The organism is Bradyrhizobium jicamae (genome assembly GCF_018130695.1).
In the GTDB taxonomy this organism is placed as follows: domain Bacteria; phylum Pseudomonadota; class Alphaproteobacteria; order Rhizobiales; family Xanthobacteraceae; genus Bradyrhizobium; species Bradyrhizobium jicamae_B.
In genome coordinates this window covers 1-21452 of the sequence record NZ_JAFCJX010000045.1, presented here as the reverse complement: position 1 = coordinate 21452, position 21452 = coordinate 1, and the positions used below count along the sequence as shown (strand labels likewise).

Annotated in this window: 17 protein-coding genes; 4 read left to right on the top strand and 13 right to left on the bottom strand. The window is 62.3% G+C overall.

Annotated elements, in window-relative coordinates:
• Nucleotides 1–107 precede the first annotated feature (107 nt).
• Together argS and JQ604_RS38795 are read right to left on the bottom strand one after the other, a co-directional pair.
• Nucleotides 108–1907 carry an arginine--tRNA ligase gene (argS, locus tag JQ604_RS38800; protein WP_212366029.1) on the bottom strand — a complete coding sequence of 600 codons (1800 nt, stop codon included), beginning with the start codon at nt 1905–1907 and terminating at the stop codon, nt 108–110.
• 9 nt (nt 1908–1916) lie between these two features.
• A complete protein-coding gene (locus JQ604_RS38795) occupies nt 1917–3125 on the bottom strand; it encodes a deoxyguanosinetriphosphate triphosphohydrolase (protein ID WP_212366028.1) in 1209 nt (402 codons plus the stop codon).
• 152 nt (nt 3126–3277) lie between these two features.
• Here JQ604_RS38795 and erpA point away from each other — a divergent pair, with 152 nt between their 5' ends.
• The gene (erpA, locus tag JQ604_RS38790) at nt 3278–3607 is read left to right on the top strand and encodes an iron-sulfur cluster insertion protein ErpA (protein ID WP_212366027.1); all 330 of its coding nucleotides are present in this window, start codon (nt 3278–3280) and stop codon (nt 3605–3607) included.
• Nucleotides 3608–3613: 6 nt separating this feature from the next.
• Here erpA and JQ604_RS38785 read toward each other — a convergent pair whose 3' ends face one another.
• From JQ604_RS38785 to JQ604_RS38775, 3 genes are read right to left on the bottom strand one after another with little or no spacing between them, the layout of a single operon-like run.
• Nucleotides 3614–4456: an amidohydrolase family protein gene (locus tag JQ604_RS38785; RefSeq protein ID WP_249159307.1), complete on the bottom strand. Its 843-nt coding sequence runs from the start codon at nt 4454–4456 to the stop codon at nt 3614–3616.
• A gap of 2 nt (nt 4457–4458) precedes the next feature.
• Entirely contained in the window at nt 4459–7590 is a 3132-nt protein-coding gene (locus JQ604_RS38780; protein ID WP_212366026.1) for an efflux RND transporter permease subunit, read from the bottom strand.
• Between the two features lie 3 nt (nt 7591–7593).
• A complete protein-coding gene (locus tag JQ604_RS38775) occupies nt 7594–8727 on the bottom strand; it encodes an efflux RND transporter periplasmic adaptor subunit (RefSeq protein ID WP_212366025.1) in 1134 nt (377 codons plus the stop codon).
• 158 nt (nt 8728–8885) lie between these two features.
• Here JQ604_RS38775 and xth point away from each other — a divergent pair, with 158 nt between their 5' ends.
• Nucleotides 8886–9683, top strand: a complete 798-nt coding sequence (gene xth / locus JQ604_RS38770) for an exodeoxyribonuclease III (RefSeq protein ID WP_212366024.1) — start codon at nt 8886–8888, stop codon at nt 9681–9683.
• Between the two features lie 52 nt (nt 9684–9735).
• Here the strand turns inward: xth and JQ604_RS38765 are convergent, their stop codons facing one another.
• The 3 genes from JQ604_RS38765 to JQ604_RS38755 are packed head-to-tail and all read right to left on the bottom strand — an operon-like array spanning nt 9736 to nt 12781.
• Nucleotides 9736–10767: an L-idonate 5-dehydrogenase gene (locus tag JQ604_RS38765; protein ID WP_212366023.1), complete on the bottom strand. Its 1032-nt coding sequence runs from the start codon at nt 10765–10767 to the stop codon at nt 9736–9738.
• Between the two features lie 42 nt (nt 10768–10809).
• A complete protein-coding gene (locus JQ604_RS38760; protein WP_212366022.1) occupies nt 10810–11577 on the bottom strand; it encodes a glucose 1-dehydrogenase in 768 nt (255 codons plus the stop codon).
• 7 nt (nt 11578–11584) lie between these two features.
• Nucleotides 11585–12781 carry a mandelate racemase/muconate lactonizing enzyme family protein gene (locus JQ604_RS38755; RefSeq protein ID WP_212366021.1) on the bottom strand — a complete coding sequence of 399 codons (1197 nt, stop codon included), beginning with the start codon at nt 12779–12781 and terminating at the stop codon, nt 11585–11587.
• A gap of 200 nt (nt 12782–12981) precedes the next feature.
• Here JQ604_RS38755 and JQ604_RS38750 point away from each other — a divergent pair, with 200 nt between their 5' ends.
• Together JQ604_RS38750 and JQ604_RS38745 are read left to right on the top strand one after the other, a co-directional pair.
• Entirely contained in the window at nt 12982–13743 is a 762-nt protein-coding gene (locus JQ604_RS38750; RefSeq protein ID WP_212366020.1) for a GntR family transcriptional regulator, read from the top strand.
• 30 nt (nt 13744–13773) lie between these two features.
• Nucleotides 13774–15138 (top strand): MFS transporter, encoded by a 1365-nt coding sequence (locus tag JQ604_RS38745; RefSeq protein ID WP_212366019.1) that lies wholly within the window; start codon nt 13774–13776, stop codon nt 15136–15138.
• A gap of 72 nt (nt 15139–15210) precedes the next feature.
• Here JQ604_RS38745 and JQ604_RS38740 read toward each other — a convergent pair whose 3' ends face one another.
• From JQ604_RS38740 to JQ604_RS38720, 5 genes are all read right to left on the bottom strand, one after another.
• Entirely contained in the window at nt 15211–16032 is an 822-nt protein-coding gene (locus tag JQ604_RS38740; RefSeq protein ID WP_212366018.1) for a tetratricopeptide repeat protein, read from the bottom strand.
• Nucleotides 16019–17743, bottom strand: coding sequence for a dihydroxy-acid dehydratase (ilvD, locus tag JQ604_RS38735; RefSeq protein WP_212366017.1), 1725 nt, complete (start codon nt 17741–17743; stop codon nt 16019–16021). The genes JQ604_RS38740 and ilvD overlap by 14 nt, the downstream gene beginning before the upstream one ends.
• Nucleotides 17744–18756: 1013 nt before the next feature.
• Complete coding sequence (locus JQ604_RS38730; protein ID WP_212366016.1) at nt 18757–19881, bottom strand: DNA methyltransferase; 1125 nt, start codon at nt 19879–19881, stop codon at nt 18757–18759.
• 2 nt (nt 19882–19883) lie between these two features.
• The gene (locus JQ604_RS38725; RefSeq protein WP_212366015.1) at nt 19884–20756 is read right to left on the bottom strand and encodes an SIR2 family protein; all 873 of its coding nucleotides are present in this window, start codon (nt 20754–20756) and stop codon (nt 19884–19886) included.
• On the bottom strand, nt 20753–21379 hold the full coding sequence (locus JQ604_RS38720) for a ParA family protein (RefSeq protein WP_349631187.1): 627 nt from the start codon (nt 21377–21379) through the stop codon (nt 20753–20755). Before JQ604_RS38720 ends, JQ604_RS38725 begins: the two co-directional genes overlap by 4 nt.
• Nucleotides 21380–21452: the final 73 nt, after the last annotated feature.

Here is a 21452-nt window from a genome sequence, read left to right as displayed (position 1 = left end):
CATCCCCTTCGGGACAGCGCCAAATCGCCAGTACTCATCTGGTACGACGAATCGGCCCCTGCCAGATGCCCTCACAAATCCCCACTCGTGAGAGCCAAAGCCCCTGCCTACCGCATCTCGGTTGGAGCCTGGACGCCTAGAACAGCTAGACCGGATGCCAGAACCGAGACGACGCCCTGAACCATTGCCAGTCGCGCCCTTGTGACTTCTGCATCATTATTGATAATGAAGCGTAAATAGGGCAAATCGCGCCCTTTGGTCCACAGCGCGTGAAATTCACTGGCCAAATCATATAGATAAAAAGCGATTCGGTGTGGCTCATGTGCCGTGGCCGCCGCTTCAATCATCCGGGGATAAAGCGCGAGCTGCTTCAAAAGCGACAACTCGGCCGGGTCGGTCAACCGCTCCACGTCGGCCGTTCGCAGGTAGGACAGCCGTGCGTCGTCGGCCACCGGCAGGTCCGGAACCGCCTCCTCCCGCGCATTGCGGAAGATCGAGTGGCCGCGGGCGTGGCCGTACTGGACGTAGAACACCGGGTTGTCCTTGGACTGTTCCAGCACCTTGGCCATGTCGAAATCGAGCGGCGCGTCGTTCTTGCGGAACAGCATCATGAAACGCACGGGGTCGGAACCGACCTCGTCGACCACCTCGCGCAACGTCACGAAGTCACCCGAGCGTTTCGACATCTTCACGGGCTGACCGTCGCGCAGCAGATTGACGAGTTGCACGACCTTGACGTCGAGCGTCGCCTTCCCTGACGTCACGGCCTTCACCGCCGCCTGCATGCGCTTGATGTAGCCGCCATGGTCGGCACCGAACACGTCGATCAGATTGGCAAAGCCGCGATCGAACTTGTTCTTGTGGTTGGCGATATCGGACGCGAAGTAGGTGTAGCTGCCGTCCGACTTGATCAGCGGACGATCGACGTCGTCGCCGTAAGCGGTCGCGCGGAACAGCGACTGCTCGCGGTCCTCGTAATCCTCGACGGGCTTGCCCTTGGGCGGTGGCAGCCGGCCCTCATAGATGTCGCCCTTGGCGCGCAGATAGTCGATCGTTTCGGCGACCATGTTGTTGCCGGTCGTAATCAGCGAGCGTTCGGACATGAACACGTCGTGATGGATGTTCAGCGCGGCGAGATCGCCCTTGATCATCTCCATCATCATGGCGATCGCCTTGTCGCGCACGATCGGCAGCCACACGGCGTCCGACATCGCGAGCAGCTTGTCGCCATGCTCCTTCGCCAGCGCCTCGCCGACCGGCTTCAGGTAATCGCCGGGATAAAGCCCGTCCGGGATCGCGCCGATAGCCTCGCCGAGCGCCTCGCGATAGCGCAGGAAGGCCGAGCGCGCGAGCACATCGACCTGGGCGCCGGCGTCGTTGATGTAATATTCTCGCGTGACGTCGAAGCCCGCGAATTGCAGCAGGCTGCACAGCGCATCGCCGAACACGGCGCCACGGCAATGGCCGACATGCATCGGTCCGGTCGGATTGGCCGAGACGTATTCGACATTGACCTTCTCGTCGCCGCCGACACCGCTCTTGCCAAAGCCGTTGCCGGCCGCAAGCACGGCACGCAGCGCGTCGGCCCAGACCTGCGGCTTCAGGGTCAGATTGATGAAGCCGGGACCGGCGACATCGACGCCGGCAACCAGCGCGTCCTCGCGCAGCTTCTCGGCGATCTTGTCGGCGAGCTCGCGCGGCTTGGCCTTGGCGTCCTTGGCCAGCACCATCGCGGCATTGGTCGCCATGTCGCCATGGCTGGCGTCGCGCGGCGGCTCGACCACGACGCGGGAAAAATCGATCCCGACCGGCCAGTTATCGGCAGCGGCGATCGCGGCACAGATGGCATGCACGCGCGAAAGCACGTCGGCGAAGAGATGCGGTGAAGCTATCGAGGTGTCGGACATGGCCGCCGCCTAACGCAAATCCGGGGTCGAGTCAAAAAGCCGCTGATGCTCGATCAGGGCGTAGCGGTCGGTCATTCCGGCGATGAAATTGCCGATCCGCCGCGCCCGCGCCGCCCCGGTCTCCTGCTCCGTTCCCTCGATCCATTCCGGCGGCAGGTCGCCCGGCGAGCGCTGGTAGCGCTCGAACAGGTCGGCGACGATCTGCTCGGCCTCCCCCATGATCCGCACCACCCGCCGGTGGCGGTACATGCGCTGGAACAGGAAGGCCTTGATCGCCGCCTCCTCCCTGGCCACCGCTTCCGGGAACGCGATCAGCGGCGTCGCGTGGCGGCGCACGTCATGCGCCGATTGCGGTTTTGCCAGCTCAAGGCGCCCCGTCGCCTCGGCGAACACGGCGCTGATGAAATGCGAGATCAACTCGCGGACCAACTCGGCACCGCGGCGGATGTCCTGCAGGCCGGGATAGTGCCGGTCGATGTCGCCGATGATCTCCCGCGTCAGCGGCATTTCCCTGAGATCGTCGATCGCAAACAGCCCGGCGCGCAGGCCGTCATCAATGTCGTGGGCGTCATAGGCGATGTCGTCGGCAAACGCCGCGACCTGCGCCTCCAGCGAGGCATAGCTCCACAGCTCGAGGTCGAACTTGCAGTTGAAATCAGCAATCCCGATCGGAATGCCGCTCTCGGCATAGCGCTCGGTCGGCGCGCCATTGCGCTCGGTCAAGGGACCGTTGTGCTTGACGATCCCTTCCAGCGACTCCCAGGTCAGGTTGAGCCCATCGAATTCGGGGTAGCGATGCTCCAGTGCGGTCACGACCCGCAGCGCCTGCGCATTGTGGTCGAAGCCACCATGGGCCTTCAGGCAGGCATCGAGCGCCCGCTCACCGGCATGGCCGAATGGCGGATGGCCGAGGTCGTGCGCCAGCGCCAGCGTCTCGGTCAGGTCCTCATCCAGTCCCAGTTGACGCGCCAGCGCACGGGCGATCTGGGCAACCTCCAGCGAATGGGTCAGTCGGGTCCGGTAGTGGTCGCCCTCGTGGAAGATGAAGACCTGGGTCTTGTGCTTGAGCCGGCGAAACGCGGTGGAGTGGATCACCCGGTCACAATCCCGGCGGAACGGGCTGCGCGTCTTGCTCGGCGGCTCCGAGAACAGCCGGCCGCGGCCGCGCTCGGGATCGCAGGCATAGGGTGCGCGAGGGGCAGCCATTCCGACCGACACGATCTTTTAGTCCTTATCCATTTGATTCCATGGGCTGCGGCACTTAACTATGCCTGAGGTGCCCAACCAAATGAATTGGGTATGACGGTACGAGTTTGCTCGCCCAAACAACGGGAATCAGGCTCGAATCGACCAGGTTTCGGAGACCGGACATGACTGCCGCCATCACTGTCAGCGAGCGGGCCGCCCGCCGCATCGGGCAAATCCTCAGCAAAGAGGGTGACGGCGCCAAGCTGCGCATCTCGGTCGAAGGCGGCGGCTGCTCCGGCTTCCAGTACAAATTCGACGTCGAGCACAGCCAGGCCGACGACGATCTCGTGATCGAGCGCGACAGCGCCGTGGTGCTGATCGATCCGGCCTCGGTGCCGTTCCTCGCCGGCTCCGAGGTCGATTTCGTCGACGATCTGATCGGCGCCTCGTTCCGCGTCGTCAATCCGAACGCGACCGCCTCCTGCGGCTGCGGCACCAGCTTCTCGATCTGATACGCCTCAGCGCTCGGCGAACATCGCGCGCGCATTGCCGTGCGCGATCTTGGCAGCGACATCGGGCGGCAGCTGTTCGAGCCAGCCGCGGTAGCCGGCCATGATCTCGCCATAGCTCGCCCAGCGCTCCGATATCCAGGTGTCCGAGCCGAGCAGGAAGCGATCGGGGTAGCGTTCGAACAGCGCGCGCCATTCTGCGGTGAGCTTCCCTGCCCCGTCGACGATGCCGCCGCGGTAGGACAGCTCGCCCCACAGCTTCGGATATCTGGTCAGCATCGCCGCAACGCGCTCGGTCGGAAGCCCGAAGCCGGTATGCGCCCAGATGATCCTGGCGCGCGGATTGTGCCGCATCAGGATCTCGACGGCCTCGGCGTCGGAATGGGCGTGCAGATAGAGATCGTTGGCGACGGCAAAATCGACGATCTTCTTCACCCATTCGCTCTCGGCGTCCTTGCCGTGGAGATGAAACTCGCCGATGCCGCGATAGTAGCCGCGCTTGAACTCGTCCTGCACGAGTTCGAAGATCGTCGGATCCTTGAACCAGGTCTGCATGTCCGGCCGGACGCGATACGGCCGGAGGAACGGCACGATCTGCAGGCCTTCATGGCTGCCTTCGAACAGCACGTGCGTCCCGGTATTCGGCCTGCTGGTGGCAAGAATGCCGGTGACGCGATGCTTGCGGAACAGCGCCAATACCTCGTCCGGCTGGTAGAACGGCTTCGGCTCGAAATTGTAATGCAGATGCGCGTCGAAGATTTCGATCGGCTCGGCCGCGCGGGCGCCCGAACATGCGAACGCCGCCAGCGCGAGAACGCAGACGGCGCCGGTACGCGTCAGGGCGCGAAGCATCGTCACTCCGCCGCGACCACCTGCGGCCGCGCGACGCGGCCGTCGGCTTCTTCGAGCTGCGGCTGCAGCTTGCGCTTCAGCCGGCGATCGATGCGGTCGAGATAGATGTAGATCACCGGAGTGATGAACAGCGTCAGCAGTTGCGACAGGCAGAGACCGCCGACCACGGCGACGCCGAGCGGCTGACGCAGTTCGGCACCGGCGCCGGCGCCGATCGCGATCGGCAGCGTGCCGAAGATCGCCGCGAACGTCGTCATCATGATCGGGCGGAAGCGCAAGAGCGCCGCCTCGCGGATCGCGTGCTCGGCGCTGAGGCCGACGCGGCGGCGCTCGAGCGCGAAGTCGACCATCATGATGGCGTTCTTCTTGACGATGCCGACCAGCATCACGATGCCGATCATCGCGATGACGGACAGCTCCATCTTGAACAGCATCAGGGTCAGGATCGCGCCGATGCCGGCCGACGGCAGGCCGGAGATGATCGTGATCGGGTGGATGAAGCTCTCGTACAGGATGCCGAGGATCACGAAGGCGGCGAACACGGCCGCCAGGATCAGAACGCCCTGCCCGCTTTTCGAATCTTCGAAGACCTGCGCGGTGCCGGAGAAATTCGTGACGATCGTGGGCGGTAGATTTGCGGTGCGTTCGAGATCCTTGATGCTGTCGGTCGCATAGCCCAGCGAAACGCCGGGCGCGAGATTGAACGAGATGGTCACCGCCGGCTGCTGGCCCTGGTGGTTGATCTGCAGGGGCCCGATGCTGGGCACCATCCTTGCCACCGCATCCAGCGGGATGGTCCGATTGTCTGCCGTCTTGACGTACAGCTTGGACAGGTCGGACGGATCGATACGGAACTGCGGCTGCGCCTCCAGGATGATCTGGTAGTCGTTGGACGGCATGTAGATGGTGCCGACCTGCCGCGCGCCGTAGGCATTGTAGAGCTGGTTGCGGACCTGATCGACGGTGACGCCGTAGACCATGGCCTTCTCGCGATCGATATCGACCGTCATCTGCGGATTCTTGATGTAGAGGTCGGGCGTGACGTCGAGCAGGCCGGGGATCTTCGCGATCTTCTCGACCATCTCCGGCGCGATGCGATACAGCGATTCCGTGTCGCCGCTCTGCAAGACGTACTGATACTGGGCCTTGGAAATGCGGCCGCCGATATTGAGGTTCTGGATCGGCATGAAGAACGCCTGAATGCCGGGAACCTGACGGGCCTTGGCGCGAAGCCGGGCCTTGATCGTATTGAGATCGTCGCGCTCCTTTTTCGGCTTCAGCGCGATGAAGAAGCGGGCGTAATTTGCCGTCGGATTGGGGCCGCCGGAACCAACGGTCGAGTTGAGGTATTCGATCGCCGGATCCTTGCTCAGGATATCCGCCAGCGCATTTTGGCGCTCCTTCATCGCCTCAAAGGAGGTGTCGGTGGCCGCTTCCGTCACGCCGATCAGGAAGCCGGTGTCTTCCTCCGGGAAAAAGCCTTTCGGCACGATCATGTAGAGGTAGACGGTGCCACCGAGCGTCGCGAGCGTCACCAGCAGCATGATGGCCTTGCGTGCCAGCACCCAGTCCAGCGTCACTTCATAGGCGCGGAGCCAGGACTCGAACATCCGTTCGAAGAGGCGCAGCACGATGAACGGCTTCTTGCTGTCGTCATGCTCGTTCAGGACCCGCGCGCACAGCATCGGTGTCAGCGTCAGCGATACGAAGCCCGAGACGATGATGGCAACCGAGATCGTCACCGCGAATTCGCGGAACACGCGGCCGACGATGCCGCCCATCAACAGCACCGGGATGAACACTGCGATCAGCGAGAAGGTGATCGAGATGATGGTGAAGCCGATCTCGCGGGCGCCCTTCAGCGCCGCATCGTACGGCTTCATGCCGTGCTCGATATGGCGGACGATGTTCTCCAGCATGACGATGGCGTCGTCGACCACGAAGCCCACCGAGAGCGTCAGCGCCAGCAGCGTCATGTTGTTGATGGAATAGTCGAGCAGGTACATCATCGCGAAGGTGCCGCACAGCGAGATCGGCACCGCCAGCGCGGGAATGACGGTCGCGGAGATTTTGCGCAGAAACAGGAAGATCACCATGATGACCAGCGCGATCGCGATCATCAGGGTTTCCTCGACGTCGGTGACCGCCTGACGGATCGAGATCGAGCGATCCATCATGACCTGCATGGTCACCGACGGCGGAATGGCTGCGCGCAAGGCCGGCAGCTTGGCCAGCACGGCGTCCACGACCGCCACCGTATTGGCGTCGGGCTGCTTCTGGATAGCCAGCACGACGGCACGTTCGCCGTTCAGCCAGGTCGCGATCTTGTCGTTCTCGACGCTGTCATAGATGCGCGCGACCTCGTTCAGCTTGACCGGCGAGCCGTTCACCCATTTGACGACGATCGAGCTGTAGTCGGCCGCCTTGTCCATCTGGCCGGAGGCCTGCAGGGCCACGTCCTGCTTGGGTCCGTTCAGCGTACCGACCGGGGTCGACGAGTTGGCGCGCGACACCGCGGTACGGATATCCTCCAGCGTCAAGCCGCGGGCGGCCGCGGCTTCCGGATCGGCCTGGACCCGAATGGCGAATTTCTGCGCGCCGTAGATGATCACCTGCGCGACGCCTGGCAGCTGCGACAGCGCCTGCCCGATGGTGATGTCGCCATATTCGTTGACCGTCGACAGCGGCAGCGTGGCCGAGCCAAGCGACACGAACAGCACCGGGAAGTCCGCCGGGTTCACTTTCCGGAAGCTCGGCGGGATCGTCATCTCGATCGGCAGTCGTCGCTGGGCGATCGTCAACGCGGTCTGCACGTCGAGCGCCGCGGCGTCGATGTTGCGGTTGAGGTCGAACTGGATGGTGATGACGCTCGTGCCCTGCGACGAGCTCGACGTCATCGAAGAGATGCCGGAAATGGTCGACAGCTGGCGCTCGATGATGCCGGCGACCGATGCGGCCATGGTGTCGGCACTGGCACCGGGCAAGGTCGCCGTCACGGCGATGGTCGGGAAGTCGACCTTCGGCAGGGCCGAGACCGGCAGCAGGCGGAATCCGAACACGCCAAACGCAATGATCGTCGCCGTGATCAGCGTCGTCATCACCGGCCGGCGGATGCAGAGCTCGGAGAGCGTCATGGCCTACGCTCCCGCCTTCTTCGCCCGAGGCTCGACCCGCGTTCCATCGGTGAGCAGAAGCTGGCCGTCGACCACGACGGTTTCGTCACCGGAAAGGCCTTCCGAGATCACCGAAATGCCCTGGAAGGTCCGATCGACCTTGACGGACGTCTTCCTGGCGGCGCCGTCTTTCACCACGAACACGAAATTGCTGTCCTGGCTGCGCTGAACCGCTACGGTCGGTACCACGATGGCATCCTCACTGCGGATGATCAGCTTGGTCTGCACGATCGTGCCCGGCCACAGTCTCTCGCTGCTGTTGTTCATGACGCCGCGCACCGTGACCATGCCGGTGGTCGCATCGACGGTGTTTTCGATCATGGCCACCTTGCCGTCATCCGAGGTCTGGCGCCCTGGAATGGTCGCGATTACCCGGGAGTCGCCCTTGGCCATGGCCTCGCGGACGTCGACCAGCACGCGCTGCGGAATCGCGAAGGTGACGTAGACCGGCGCCATCTGGTTGATGACCGCAAGCGGCTGCAGATCGGCCGGCCGCACGAAATTGCCGACCTTCACATTGGCGGCACTGATCCGCCCGGCGAAAGGCGCGCGGATCGTGGTGTAGCTCTTCTGGACGCGCAGATTGTCGAGTGCGGCCTGATCGGCCTTGATGGTGCCGATCAGGATATCGGACTGCGTCTTGGCGTTGTCGACATTGACCTGCGTGGTCGCGCCCTTGCCGACCAGCTCGGAGTAGCGCTTGAGGTCACGCTGCGCGCCCTCGAGCTGGGCCTGGTCCTTGGCGAGCACGCCTTCGGCCTGCTCGATCTGGGCGTCGATCGCACGCGCGTCGAGCGTGAACAGCAGGTCGCCGTCATTGACCTTGGCGCCGTCCTCGAAATGCACGGACAGAATGGTGGTCTCCAGCCGCGACTTCAGCGCGACGCTGGAGATCGGCGTCACCTGCCCGATCGCATCGACGTCGACCGGAACCGATCGGCGTTCCGCCTTGGCGATTTCGACCGAGACCGTACGGGGACGTTGCGGTGCCTGGGCGGTGGCGGCAGTGCCGCTCATCCATTGCGACCGGGTGAAGTAGGCGGCCCCGGCGGCAATGCCGAGCACGACGATCAGAAGCAGCCAATTACGTTTTTTCATATTGTTGCACACACGTCGGGTCCACAAAGACCCTGGACGGTTCACAGCTCCCCCTTGACGGCGATTGTTGCGCCTTATTTCTAGACAAATATCACAGCCTTACGGCACATGGTATGCCACAAAGGTGAAATCTGTGGCTTCGATCCGGGTCTTTTGCAATGCGTATTGCTACGTGGAACGTCAATTCCGTCAGGCAGCGGATAGAGTTGCTGGTCGCTTGGCTGAAGGAATGCTCTCCCGACATCGTCTGCCTGCAGGAGATCAAATGCGTCGATGACGCCTTCCCGCGGCTCGAGATCGAGGCGCTCGGCTACAACGTGGTGACCCACGGCCAGAAGACCTTCAACGGCGTCGCACTGCTCTCCAAGCTGCCCTTCGAGGAAACCAAGTCGGGCCTCGCCGGCGACGACGAGGATGCCCATGCCCGCTTCCTCGAGGGCGTCGTGATGCTGAAGCATGGCGTGGTCCGGGTCGCCTGCCTCTACCTGCCCAACGGCAATCCGGCCAACACGGACAAATATCCGTACAAACTCAAATGGATGTCGCGACTTTTTGACTATGCGAAGGAGCGACTTAAGACCGAGGAGCCGCTGATCCTCGCCGGTGATTACAACGTGATTCCGGCCGCCCGCGACGTCTATAACCCCGCCGCCTGGGTCGATGACGCCCTGTTCCGCCCGACCACCCGCGAGGCCTTCCAGTCCCTGCTCGGCCTCGGCCTGACGGACGCGCTCCGGGCCGTCAATGACGAGCCCGGCCAATACACCTTCTGGGACTACCAGGCCGGCGCCTGGCAGAAGAACTGGGGCCTTCGGATCGATCACCTGCTGCTGTCGCCGCAGGCCAGCGATCGCCTGGTCAATGTCGGGATCGACAGCTACGTCCGCGCCTGGGAGAAGCCGTCGGATCACGTTCCGGTCTGGGCCGACCTCGATTTCGAGACGGCCAGCGCATGATCCGGAAAAGTGTGAAGCGGTTTTCCGAGAAGATCATGCGCAAACAACAGGCCTAAAAAGTCAGTTGCACCTTCATCGACTTCGAGCGGTCGGTCGCCAACTCAAAGGCCTCGACGGCCGACTCGAACGGGATGGACGCCGAGACCAGCGGCTTGAGGTCGACCAGGCCCTGTCCCATCAGCCGCAAGGCCAGTTCGAACTCGGGATCGAAGCGGAAGGTTCCGCGGAGCTGCAGTTCCTTGGCGACGATGGTGTTGATCGGCAGCGTCATCTCACCACCGATCCCGACCTGGACGATCACGGCGCCCGGCCGCAGCAGATCAAGCGCCTGCCGCAGTGCCGCCTGGTTGCCCGAGGCCTCGAACAACACGTCGAACGTGCCCTTGCCCGCCTTGTAAGGCTCCAACGCCGCGCCATCGCGCGCGCTGTTGATGGCGCTGGTCGCCCCGAGCTTGCGGGCGGTTGCGAGCGGCGCGTCGGCAATGTCGGTCACCACGATCTCGGACGCGCCGCCGTAGCGCGCCACCACGACCATCAGCGCGCCGATCGGCCCGCAGCCCGTGATCAGCACGCGCTTGCCGAGCAGGCTGCCCGCTTGCCGTCCGGCGTGAAGGCATACCGCAAACGGCTCAGCCATTGCGGCTTCAGCAAACGACAGCGAGTCCGCGATCGGGATCGCCTGCGAGGCATCGACCGTGACGAACTCGCGGAAGCCACCCTGCACATGGGGATTGCGCATCGCGCTGCCCATGAAGCGCATGTCGGTGCACTGGTTGTGCATGCCCTCATGGCAATAGGCGCAACTTCCGCACGGCAAACTCGGATTGACCGCGACGCGCATGCCGGCGCGCAGGTGCGAGACGCCGGAGCCGACGTCGGCGACCGTGCCGGAAATCTCATGTCCCAGCGCCATCGGCTGCTGGATCCGCACCACGCCAAAACCGCCGTGATGGTAGTAATGCAGGTCCGAGCCGCAGATGCCGCCGGCCGCGATCTTCACCCGCACCTGATGCGCCGCTGGCGCCGGATTCTCAAAACTGTCGATCCGGAGATCATGGGGAGCATGAATGACGACGGCGCGCATAGGTCTGGTCTCTCTGTTGGTCTTGAGGTCGGTATACAGCGATCACATCGCCGCCAGCATACCGCCATCGACATAGATAATCTGCCCGTTGACATAGTTGGAAGCGTCGGAGGCGAGGAAAATCGCCGCGCCGACCAATTCGTCCGGCTTGCCCCAGCGCTTTGCGGGGATCCGCGACATCAGCCAGCCGTTGAACTCGGGATTGGAGGTCAGCGCCTCGTTCATGTCGGTCAGCATGTAGCCCGGGCCGATCGCATTGGCCTGGATGCCGCTTGCCGCCCACTCGACCGCCATCGATCGCGTCAGGTTCTTGATGCCACCCTTGGCGGCCGTGTACGGCCCGACTGTCGGCCTGGCCAGTTCGCTGGCGAGCGAGCCGATATTGATGATCTTGCCGCGCTGACGCACCATCATCCGCCGGGCCGCCTCGCGTCCCGCGACGAAAGCGCTGGTGAGGTTCGTCTCGATCACCTTGCGCCACTCATCGGTGGTGAACTCGACCAGCGGCTTGCGACGCTGGATGCCGGCATTGTTGACGAGAATGTCGACCGCGATGCCGTCGCGATCGAGGCGCTCGAAGGCGGCCACGATCGCAGCCTCGTCGGTGACGTCGAAGGCCACGCCTTCCGCTTGATGTCCGGCGGCGCGAAACTCCGCAACCGCGGTTTCCACGCGCGCGGGATCGACGCCGTTGATGAGCAGCCGCGCGCCGGCCTTCGCCATGCCCTCGGCAATGGCGCGGCCGAGGCCGCGGGACGAGCCGGTGACCAGCGCGGTACGGCCGGAGAGATCGAACAGTGCGGTGCTCACGAGACCCTCACGCGTTGGAACGGCGCACGGTCAGATCGGACCGGTCATAGACCGCCGGCAGCAGGTCGACGCCGAGCCCCGGCCCTTCCATCGGATAGACGTAACCGTCCTTGATCACGGGCATCCTGGTGACGAGTTCGTTGTACCAGCCCTTGTAGAACGCGCGCACCGACTCCTGGATCAGTGTGTTCGGCTGGCTGAACGACATGTGGATCGCCGCGATGAAGCCGACCGGGCCAATGCAGTCGTGAGGAGCAAAAGGCCGGTGATAGGTCTCGGCCATCGCCGCGATCTTGCGGCCCTCGGTGAGGCCGCCGGTCCAGCACAGGTCGGCCATCACAACATGCATCGCGTCGCGGTCGAGCATGTCCTTGTAGGGAAAACGCGAGCCCAGCGTCTCGCTGGCGCAGACCCAGACGTCGGTCGAGCGGGCATATTCGGCGAGCGCCTGCGGCGAGTTCATCCGGATCGGATCCTCATACCAGGTCGGCTTGTACGGCTCGAGCGCGCGCGCGATCTGCTTCGCGGTCGGCAGGTTCCACAGCGAGTGGAGCTCGACCATGATCTCCATCTTGTCGCCGACGGCCTTGCGGATCTTCTCGAACGGCTCGATCGCCTGCTTCATCTGGGCGGCGGTGATGTAGAGACCCTTGTTCTCTTGCGCCGCCGGATCGAACGGCCAGATCTTCATCGCCGAGATGCCGCTCTCCAGCAGGCTTTCAGCCAGCGCATCGGCGCGGGTCATGAAGGCGTCGAGGTCTTCGTACTGTCCCTGGGCGCCGCGATTCCAGTTCGCGACCGGGCTGATATTGGTCGAGCGGACATACTGGGTGCCGGCGCAGGTGTTGTAGATGCGCTGCTTGTCGCGACAGAGGCCGCCGAGCATCTGGTGCACCGGCTGGCCGCAGACCTTGCCGAACAGGTCCCACAGCGCGATGTCGATCGCAGACGCCGCGCGATACTCGACGCCGGTCGACGACTGCGCCATCGGCAGATTGAGCATGTCGCGGTGGATCGCCTCGATGTGCAGCGGATTGCGGCCGAGCAGCCGGCCGGCAAACGTATCGTGGATCTGCGCTTCGATCGCGCCCGCGCCGTAGAAGGTCTCGCCGAGCCCGATCAGTCCGGTGTCGGTGTGGACACGGACCCAGATGACGTTGGCGAACTCGTCCGTGCGCAAGGTTTCGATCGCGGTGATCTTCATCGTCATCCTCCCTGAACGGCCACCTTCCCGGCTGGTCCGCATTCTCGCTTCTGGCGCCCGCCTCGCGTCGAAACGTGTCGACGCCGGGGGTCCGCTGGGTCGATTGATACGCCTGCTTGTAAAATATCACAACATGTTTTAATGTGACAGTCAGCAAGATCAGGCTGCATGACAACAAGCGGCCGTTGGGAGGATGCGAAATGGCCCGGCGCAAGCGCGCACTCGAGGTGGTGCGTTCCGGTACGGACGAGACGCCCGGCCGGCGCAATCGCGTCAATTTCTTCGAGCTCGCCTACCAGCGGATCGAGGATCTGCTGGTCAATTGCGAGCTGAAGCCAGGCCAGTCCCTCACCGTGCAGGATCTGCAGGACATCACCGGCTTCGGCCGCACGCCGGTGCACAACGCCGTCAACACGCTCGCCGCCGACACGCTGATCATCATCCGCCCGCGCCACGGCCTGCAGGTCGCGCCGATCGACCTCGCCCGCGAGCGCATGCTGCTGGAGCTGCGCCGCGACATCGAGCGCTTCGTCATCCGCCTCGCCGCCGAGCGCGCCAGCCTCTCCCACCGCAATCAGGCGCTGCACATCGAGCGGGTGCTGAAGGACAAGCGCGCAGCGCTGACGCTCGACGAATTCAACGCGATCGACCGCCGCATCGACAGCCTGATCCTGGCCGCCGCCGGCGAGCCGTTCCTCGCCCATACGCTGCGACCGCTGCACACGATCTACCGCCGCATCGGCTTCATCCATCATCGCCACATGCCGGGACAAGCCGACCTGTCCGGCACCATCGACAGCCACCTCGCCATTCTCAACGCGGTCGCCAACCGCCGCGCCGATCGCGCGATGGCGGCGAGCGATGCGTTGATCGATTTCATGAACTCGATGTTCGACGGCATGGAAGCCGGCATCGATCCGCGGCTGCTCGACTGCAGCATCGAGCCGCTGCTCGGGGCGTAACAACAAACGGGGATAACGGGAGGACTGGGAATGACAACTATGGCAATGCCGCAGCAGGCGGCGATCGACGGGGCGGTCCGCCACCTCATCACCAATTACAGTCCCAAAGGCAACAAGGTCGGCTGGCTGATGATGGCCTCGATCCTGGTCGAGGCCTGGGACCTCTACTCGATCGCCTTCGTGCTGATCTTCATCAAGGAGCAGTACAATCCCGATCCGCTGATGCTTGGCCTCGCCGCGGCCGGCACCCAGGGCGGCGCGCTGATCGGTGCGCTGATCGGCGGCTGGCTGTCGGACAAGATCGGCCGCCGCGTCATGTTCCTGGTCACGATGGTGATGTTCATCATCCTGGCGCTGGCGCAGGCCTTCGTGCCCAGCGTCGGCTGGCTCGTCGTGATCCGCTTCCTGCTCGGCATCCCCTTGGGCAGCGATATCTCGACCGGCTACACCTACATCATGGAATCCATGGCCAAGGGCGAGCGCGAGGTCATGGGCAACCGCTGGCAGTTCATGTTCGCGGTCGGCGAGGTGCTGACGCTTGCGGTCATCATCGCCTTCCTGCTCACCAACATGCACCACGAGACGCTGTGGCGGGTCACGCTCGGCCTCGGCGCCCTGCCCGCGCTGATCATCCTTCTGATGCGCCACGACGTGCCGGAGACCGCGGTCTGGCTGGTGCAGCAGGGCCGCTTCCGCGAGGCCAAGGAGGTCGCGCGGCAGATGTACAATGACGACCTCAAGATGCTGCCGGACCACGACGTCGTGCTGCCGAAGCCGCGCCCGACCGCGTTCCTCGCTGACTTGCGCAAGGATCCGATCCGCTGGCGCGCCACGCTCTATGGCTGGATCGCCTGCTTTGCCCAAGCGAGCGAATTCTCGACCTTCGCGTTCTATCTGCCGGTGCTGTTTGCGATGGTCGGTGTCTCGACCATCCTCGGCAACAATCTCGTGACGATGGCACTGTTCGCCTTTGCGGCGGTCTCCGGCTGGGTCGGCCCGCTGCTGACGCCGAAGATCGGCCATCGCGGCATCGCCATCGCGGGCTTCTCAATCGTGCTGGCGTCGCTGCTGGTGGCGGCGTTCGCGCTCTACACCGACAACAAGATCCTGCTGCCGTTCGCGGCCGCCGGCATGCTGTGGGGCCACTATTGGGATGCGTCGAACTGCATGACGATCCCGACCATGGTGGCGCGCCCGCAATACCGCGGCACGGCGTCGGGCTTCGCCTACATGTTCGTGAAGCTGCCGTCGTTCCTGGCGATCTTCCTGTTTCCCTCGCTGTTCGCAGCGATCGGTCAGGCCAATGCGACGCTGTTCGTCGCGATCTTCCCGCTGATCGGGTTGCTCGCCGCGCTGTTCATCCTGCCGGAAGTCTACGGCTACGAGCACGACTAACGACGCACACGACTGACAACGCAAAAGGCCGCCGGGAAAATCATCCCGGCGGCCTCTCTTATATTCTCGCTGTCAGTCCCGCCGGCCCTGCACCCAGTGCTCGAGCATCTGCAGCGCCATGGCGCGGTCGTCGTCGGAGGCCTTGGCGAAAGCGCGGGTATAGCTTTCCTTGATCCAGGTCTCGTCCGGCAGCGCCTCACGCGCCAGCGTCAGCCACATCAGGCCGCGCGCCCGCTGCGGCGGCAGGCGATCGCCGTTGAACAGCATCTGACCGAGCAGCGCCTGGGCCTGGTGCTGGCCCTTCTGCGCGGCAAGGCCGAGCCAGCGCGCGCCATAGCGGAAGTCGTCGCGCGAGGCGTCCGGCGTCTTCAGGTACAGCCGCGCCAGATCGTACTGGGCGTCGGCATTGCCGAAATACGACGCGGCATAGGAGAACATCTCCCGCGCGCGTTCGGTATCCGCCTTCACCTTCGAGTTCGGGATGCCGTTGAGATAGTAGCGGCCGAGCGCCACGAAGGCGTTCGCCACGATCGAGGCCTGCGGCGCCGACGGACTATCCTCGGCATGCGCATTGGCGATGCGGCTGAAATATTCGAACGCGCGCAGATCGTCCTGGGTGACGCCGTCGCCATCGGCGTACATCTTGCCGAGCCGCCACTGCGCGCCGGGATGGCCGCCCTCTGCGGCATATTGTAGCGAGGTCAGCGAGGGCGCGGTCGTGGCAGGCGCCGTCGTCGGCAGGGCCGCGCGCTTGGCGGTACCCGGCTGCGGCGTGACCACGGGGATCGTTGCGTCCTGGGGATTGACCGGGGCTCCATCGAATCCGAATCCGGGGCCCGCCACCGGAATGGCCCCTAACACAAACGCGAATATCGTACGCTCAAACGTCCGCATAACACTGTTTCTCGTGCGCGCCACCCGGATGGGTAACTGCGCCATCCACCGCCGGCCCGACCTGTTGGGCGTACTTCCACAGCGCACCAGTCGTGTGGTTAGTCGCGCGAGGAGCCCATTTGGTCTTGCGTTCGGCGAGTTCGGCGTCGGTCAAATTTACGTTAAGTATTCCGGCGACCGCATCGATCTCGATGATGTCACCGTCCTGCAACAGCCCGATCGGGCCGCCAATCGCTGCCTCCGGCCCAATATGGCCGATGCAGAACCCTCGTGTGGCACCGGAGAACCGCCCGTCGGTGATCAGAGCGACCTTGCCGCCCATCCCCTGCCCGGTCAGCGCCGCGGTCGTCGCCAGCATCTCCCGCATGCCAGGGCCGCCCTTCGGCCCCTCGTAGCGGATGACGATGACCTCGCCTTCCTTGTAGGTGCGTGTCTTCACGGCCTCGAAGGCATCTTCCTCGCGGTCGAAGCAACGGGCCGGGCCCGTGAACTTCAGATTGGACATGCCCGCGACCTTCACGATCGCACCCTCCGGAGCGAGATTACCCTTCAAGCCAACAACGCCACCCGTCACGGTGATCGGATTGTCGGCAGGCCGCACCACATCCTGGTGCGGATTCCATTTCACGCTTTTGAGGTTTTCGGCGATCGTTCGGCCCGTGACGGTAAGGCAATCCCCGTGCAGGTGGCCATTATCGAGCAGCGTCTTCATCAGCAGCGGAATGCCGCCAACTTCAAACATGTCTTTGGCAACATAACGGCCGCCCGGCTTCAAATCCGCGACGTATGGAGTCTTTTTGAAGATTTCGGCGACGTCGAATAAGTCGAACTTGATCCCGCACTCATGGGCGATCGCCGGCAGATGCAGCGCAGCATTGGTCGAACCGCCCGAGGCCGCCACGACGGCGGCCGCATTCTGCAGCGATTTCAACGTCACGATGTCCCGCGGACGGATGTTCTTGGCGATCAGCTCCATCACCTTCTCGCCGGCAGCAGCGCAGAAACTATCCCTTATTTCGTAGGGCGCGGGAGCCCCCGCAGAATACGGGAGCGCCAGCCCGATCGCCTCGGAGACGGTCGCCATCGTGTTGGCGGTGAACTGGGCGCCGCAGGCGCCGGCCGACGGGCATGCCACCCGCTCGATCTCGTCGAGATCCTCGTCCGACATGGCGCCGACCGAGTGCTTGCCGACCGCCTCGAACATGTCCTGGACGGTGACCTGCTGGCCCCGGAAATTGCCCGGCAGGATCGAGCCGCCGTAGATGAAGACCGAGGGCACGTTGAGCCGGACCATCGCCATCATCATGCCCGGCAGCGACTTGTCGCAGCCGGCCAGGCCAACGAGGGCGTCATAGGCATGGCCGCGGACGGTGAGCTCAACCGAATCGGCGATGCATTCGCGCGACGGCAGCGAGGAGCGCATGCCGTCATGGCCCATCGCAATGCCGTCGGTGACGGTGATGGTGCAGAACTCGCGCGGCGTGCCGCCGGCCGAGGCCACGCCCTTCTTCACCGCCTGCGCCTGGCGCATCAGCGAGATATTGCAGGGGGCGGCTTCATTCCAGCATGAAGCAACGCCGACAAAGGGTTGATGAATCTGGGCTGTCGTCAGCCCCATGGCGTAGAGATACGAGCGATGCGGCGCGCGTTCGGGCCCCTCCGTCACATGACGGCTCGGCAGCCTTCCCTTGATGTTCGTCTTGGCGTCCATCGCGAACCTGTTTTCCGGCCCTTCCCTCCTGACAACGCCGGACGGATCAAAAAATTTCCCGTCGTCGTGAGGGCTGCCGATCAATCTATGGAAACATGATTTCATAGAGGGGTGTGGCCAAAAAGCGGCGCGAGTGGGCACCGGCTGGCTTCAGGGTTAAATGTTCGATCGGTGTGGCAAAGACACAACAATCGTGTCCCTGGGGCAACCATGTATTATGAGGCCTTATGGAACCGGTTCATGCCGATGAGAGATTGTTCTCTTTCAACTGAATGCGTCCAAGTTGTCGAACAAGCCGCCTCCTCCCAGGTGTCATCACCCGCGCACGCGGGTGATCCAGTATTCCAGAGACGCCAGCGATAGAGCCGAGAGGCCTCGGCGTACTGGGTCGCCCGGTCCTTGTGCGCAATTGCGCACAGGCCGGGCGATGACAGCAAGTGTGTGAATACAGCTTCGCGTTCTCGCGACATGATTTGTCCGAGTTTTCCATCTCGTTCCGCCCTCTCTCGAAACTGAGGGCGCAGGGAAGACCGGGTGCACGCCGCACCCGCGGTCTCGTGCGCAATGAGTAGGAAGTTGCGCACACGAGCATCCAGGTTTGGCTGAGACATCCCGGCCTTCCCTGCGCGATGGGTTTACGGCTTATACGTGCTCGCCCTGGTGAGACTCTGCTTTTGTGCCACCATCGACCGCGATCGGCTTTGGGCCTCTCACGGGCTTACCACCAACATCGGGGCGGCAGGCCCACACGACTTCACCGTCCGCCTCACATGCACACGTCTTTGCACGCTCGGCGTCCACCGCATCTTCACCCACGTTCGTGACGTTCGCGAAACGCCCCTCTGTCGGGTGAGATGGGTGGGATTATGGACCAATTTGACCTTCCGATAAAGCGAAATGTTTTTGCGGAGACGACTGGACAACCCAAATCATCTTGATATCATTCGGTAAATTCGATTTTTGGCGCAAACTTGGATCGAGACCGAACCTGGATTTCGCTCCGCCGATGCGGGCTACCCCTTTTTAAGCACGAGAACTAACTCACGCTTTGTTGCCGCCCCCGTTTTTCGGGACCGCCTTACGTCCGGTATCGTATCGCGAATGACCCGCTCAACTTTTAGCTTGGGATACTCTGATGTTAATTTGGCGAGCATGCGCTCTGCGGGATGTGTCTTTATTCGCTTGCGGAGCACGGTCTCACCTACGACAAGAACGCAATACCCTCCCTTACGAAGGTACTTCAACGCGTTGCTTGCAAATGCGGCGGTGATGGCATCGGACTGGATCTGTCGCTCAGTCGGCTCTGGTGAGTAATCTACTGTAGAGCGATCCAAGAACCACATGCGCAGCCTGTTATCCCGAACATAGTCGAGCGCATTCATGTACGGAGGGCTGGTCACAATCGCATCTACTTCGAAATCCAGCTTTAGGTCGGCGACACCGGTCCGAGCTACTTCCAGAACGCTAGAACGATTTATGGCGCCGCCATATTTGTAAGTACGAACAAGCTTAGCAGCCAGCCGAGGAGCTAGCTCGCGTTCGACGTACATCTCGGGGTATTGCACCTTAGGAAATTTACGGTCCCGCAAGTAAGGAACAAGGTGGCTGCTAGGGTACGACAGAAAACCCGGCCTCTGGTGGTGAAGAATACTCAGCAGACAGGCGAGGAGAAACTGATCGTCTTTCTCAATGCATTCGTCCGCAAAGCGTATTGCATTCTGAAGGGTCCTCGGGTGAAAGAACTTTCGAACCCACAAAGGAATTTTTCTTAGGTCATACTGGGAACGCTTCTGAGAATCACAAATCCGCTGAGTGAGCTGCTCGTTGGCCGCCTCCAGTGACAGCGGCGCCTCCAGTTTCGCACGAGTAAGCGCGACAGCATAAGGGTTGGTATCAAAGGCCAGAGTTCGACGTCCGAGCATTACCGCTTCTAGCGGAATGGTTCCTGAGCCCGAGAAGCAATCTAGAACAATATCTCCCGACGAGGTGAACTCCCGGAGTAGCTGGCGCGCGATCACAGGTTTGAGCTTGCCGATATACGGAGCAAGTTGGTGCAATGCTGAGTAATCGATATTCTGCGCAGACCCTCCCCACTCACGAGGAGCTCGCTGAGCGACCGACGAAAGTCGTGGAGACATTGTCACCACCCCGCAGTAGCAGCGAGTTGCTCGCGGGCCGACTCGACTTTGCCTACGAGTTCAGCAACCGAATCTGCGAGTGCCTTGTGATTGTCTGCTGGATCATACACCAGCGCCCTAAGATTCATCGTCTGCTCCAAAACCTGCAAGATTCCCGTTCGCGCTGAATTTTCAGGCATCACCATGTAGTGAGGGCGCGCGCCTTCAAATCGATAAGCGTGATCTTCGAGCAGCAATTGGATGTCAGGGTCACGCATCGAGGCGCCCAAAAATATGAACGTGTGCGTGACAAATAGCCCACGAAGCAATTGGTAGAAATGACCATAATCTCTACGGGCGAGAGCATACTGACTGCGAGTAAAGACAATGCCGTCGGGAGCGTCGATTGTCCCATGAACCTTGATGACCACGCGGTCTTGCCTACGAAATACGTCCGCCACATCCTTATCGTAGTAGCTTTTCACAATAACTGTATTGTCTTGCAGCTGATTTGCGCGGTTCTCGTATAACTTATCGAAGTTCGTTGTCATCACGATTCGAGAGTCGACCAAACTCAAGTCGTCGTGGATCTTTGCATGTCTATAAGCGTTGCTGACAAACTCCTTCAACATTTCCGTTCGGAACGAAGACGACGTTAGGTATTGTCTTGCAAGTTCGCAGGCAGTTAGAAGATCAGCGTCTTTGATACATTGCCTGACTTCAGCGGCTTTCGTCGTGTCCGTGATTCGCGAAGCAAGATGATCCAAAAATTCGGACCATTCTTTCGGATGCACTCCGTGCTCGTTTTGGGCGTTGCGAGATACGCCGGCGCCCAAGAACAGAACGGATCGTCGAGCAGCAATATCTCTCACCAAGTCATCCGGCCAATCAATCATACCCGAATTTCCACGGTGCGACGGAGGTTGCGCATAAGGGATGCAGTAAGTTCACCGATAAACCGTCGATACTGCTCTTGTTGCTGATACTGCCCCCCTGACAGTCCCTCCCGTCCGGTCAACTTATGGATAGGCGTGTGAGCCGTCTGGGCGAGTGGGACCAGGCTGAACATGTGAGGCACATCGCCAAGTCGAACTTCTTCAACCGCCAGTCGCGGAGCCATGAATGGTTTCAAGCTCGTTGCGATTTCGTTTGGGATTTTCTTGAGTATTGCTTCGTAAGCGGCAGTCGCCCTTTTCTGATCGCGAATGGTTTTGGTGATATACTGCTGAACGGTATATCCGACGAAACGAGACATCAGACTCGAGGACGCACGTACTTCGCCCGCGTATTCTTGAAGCGTGGCTTCGTGGTTGGAAATTACTCGCGCGTAGGCTTGGTCATAGTCACCCCTCCATTGGGCGATCCAGTCGGCAATGTTTTGGATGCCGATCAAACTAAAAATGTCGCAGCCCATAGGAGCGAGAAAATAATCAGAGCCGATGAGAATCGATCGATTTAGCGCCCCAAGGCTAGGCCCCACATCGTAGATGATCAGGTCGTATTGCGACTTGAGATGTATCCATTCGGCGTAGGCCGCAGGGTTACCGCTTGAGCAGTCCAGGGTTCTCTTTGTAGAAGCTGATCAGCTCGAT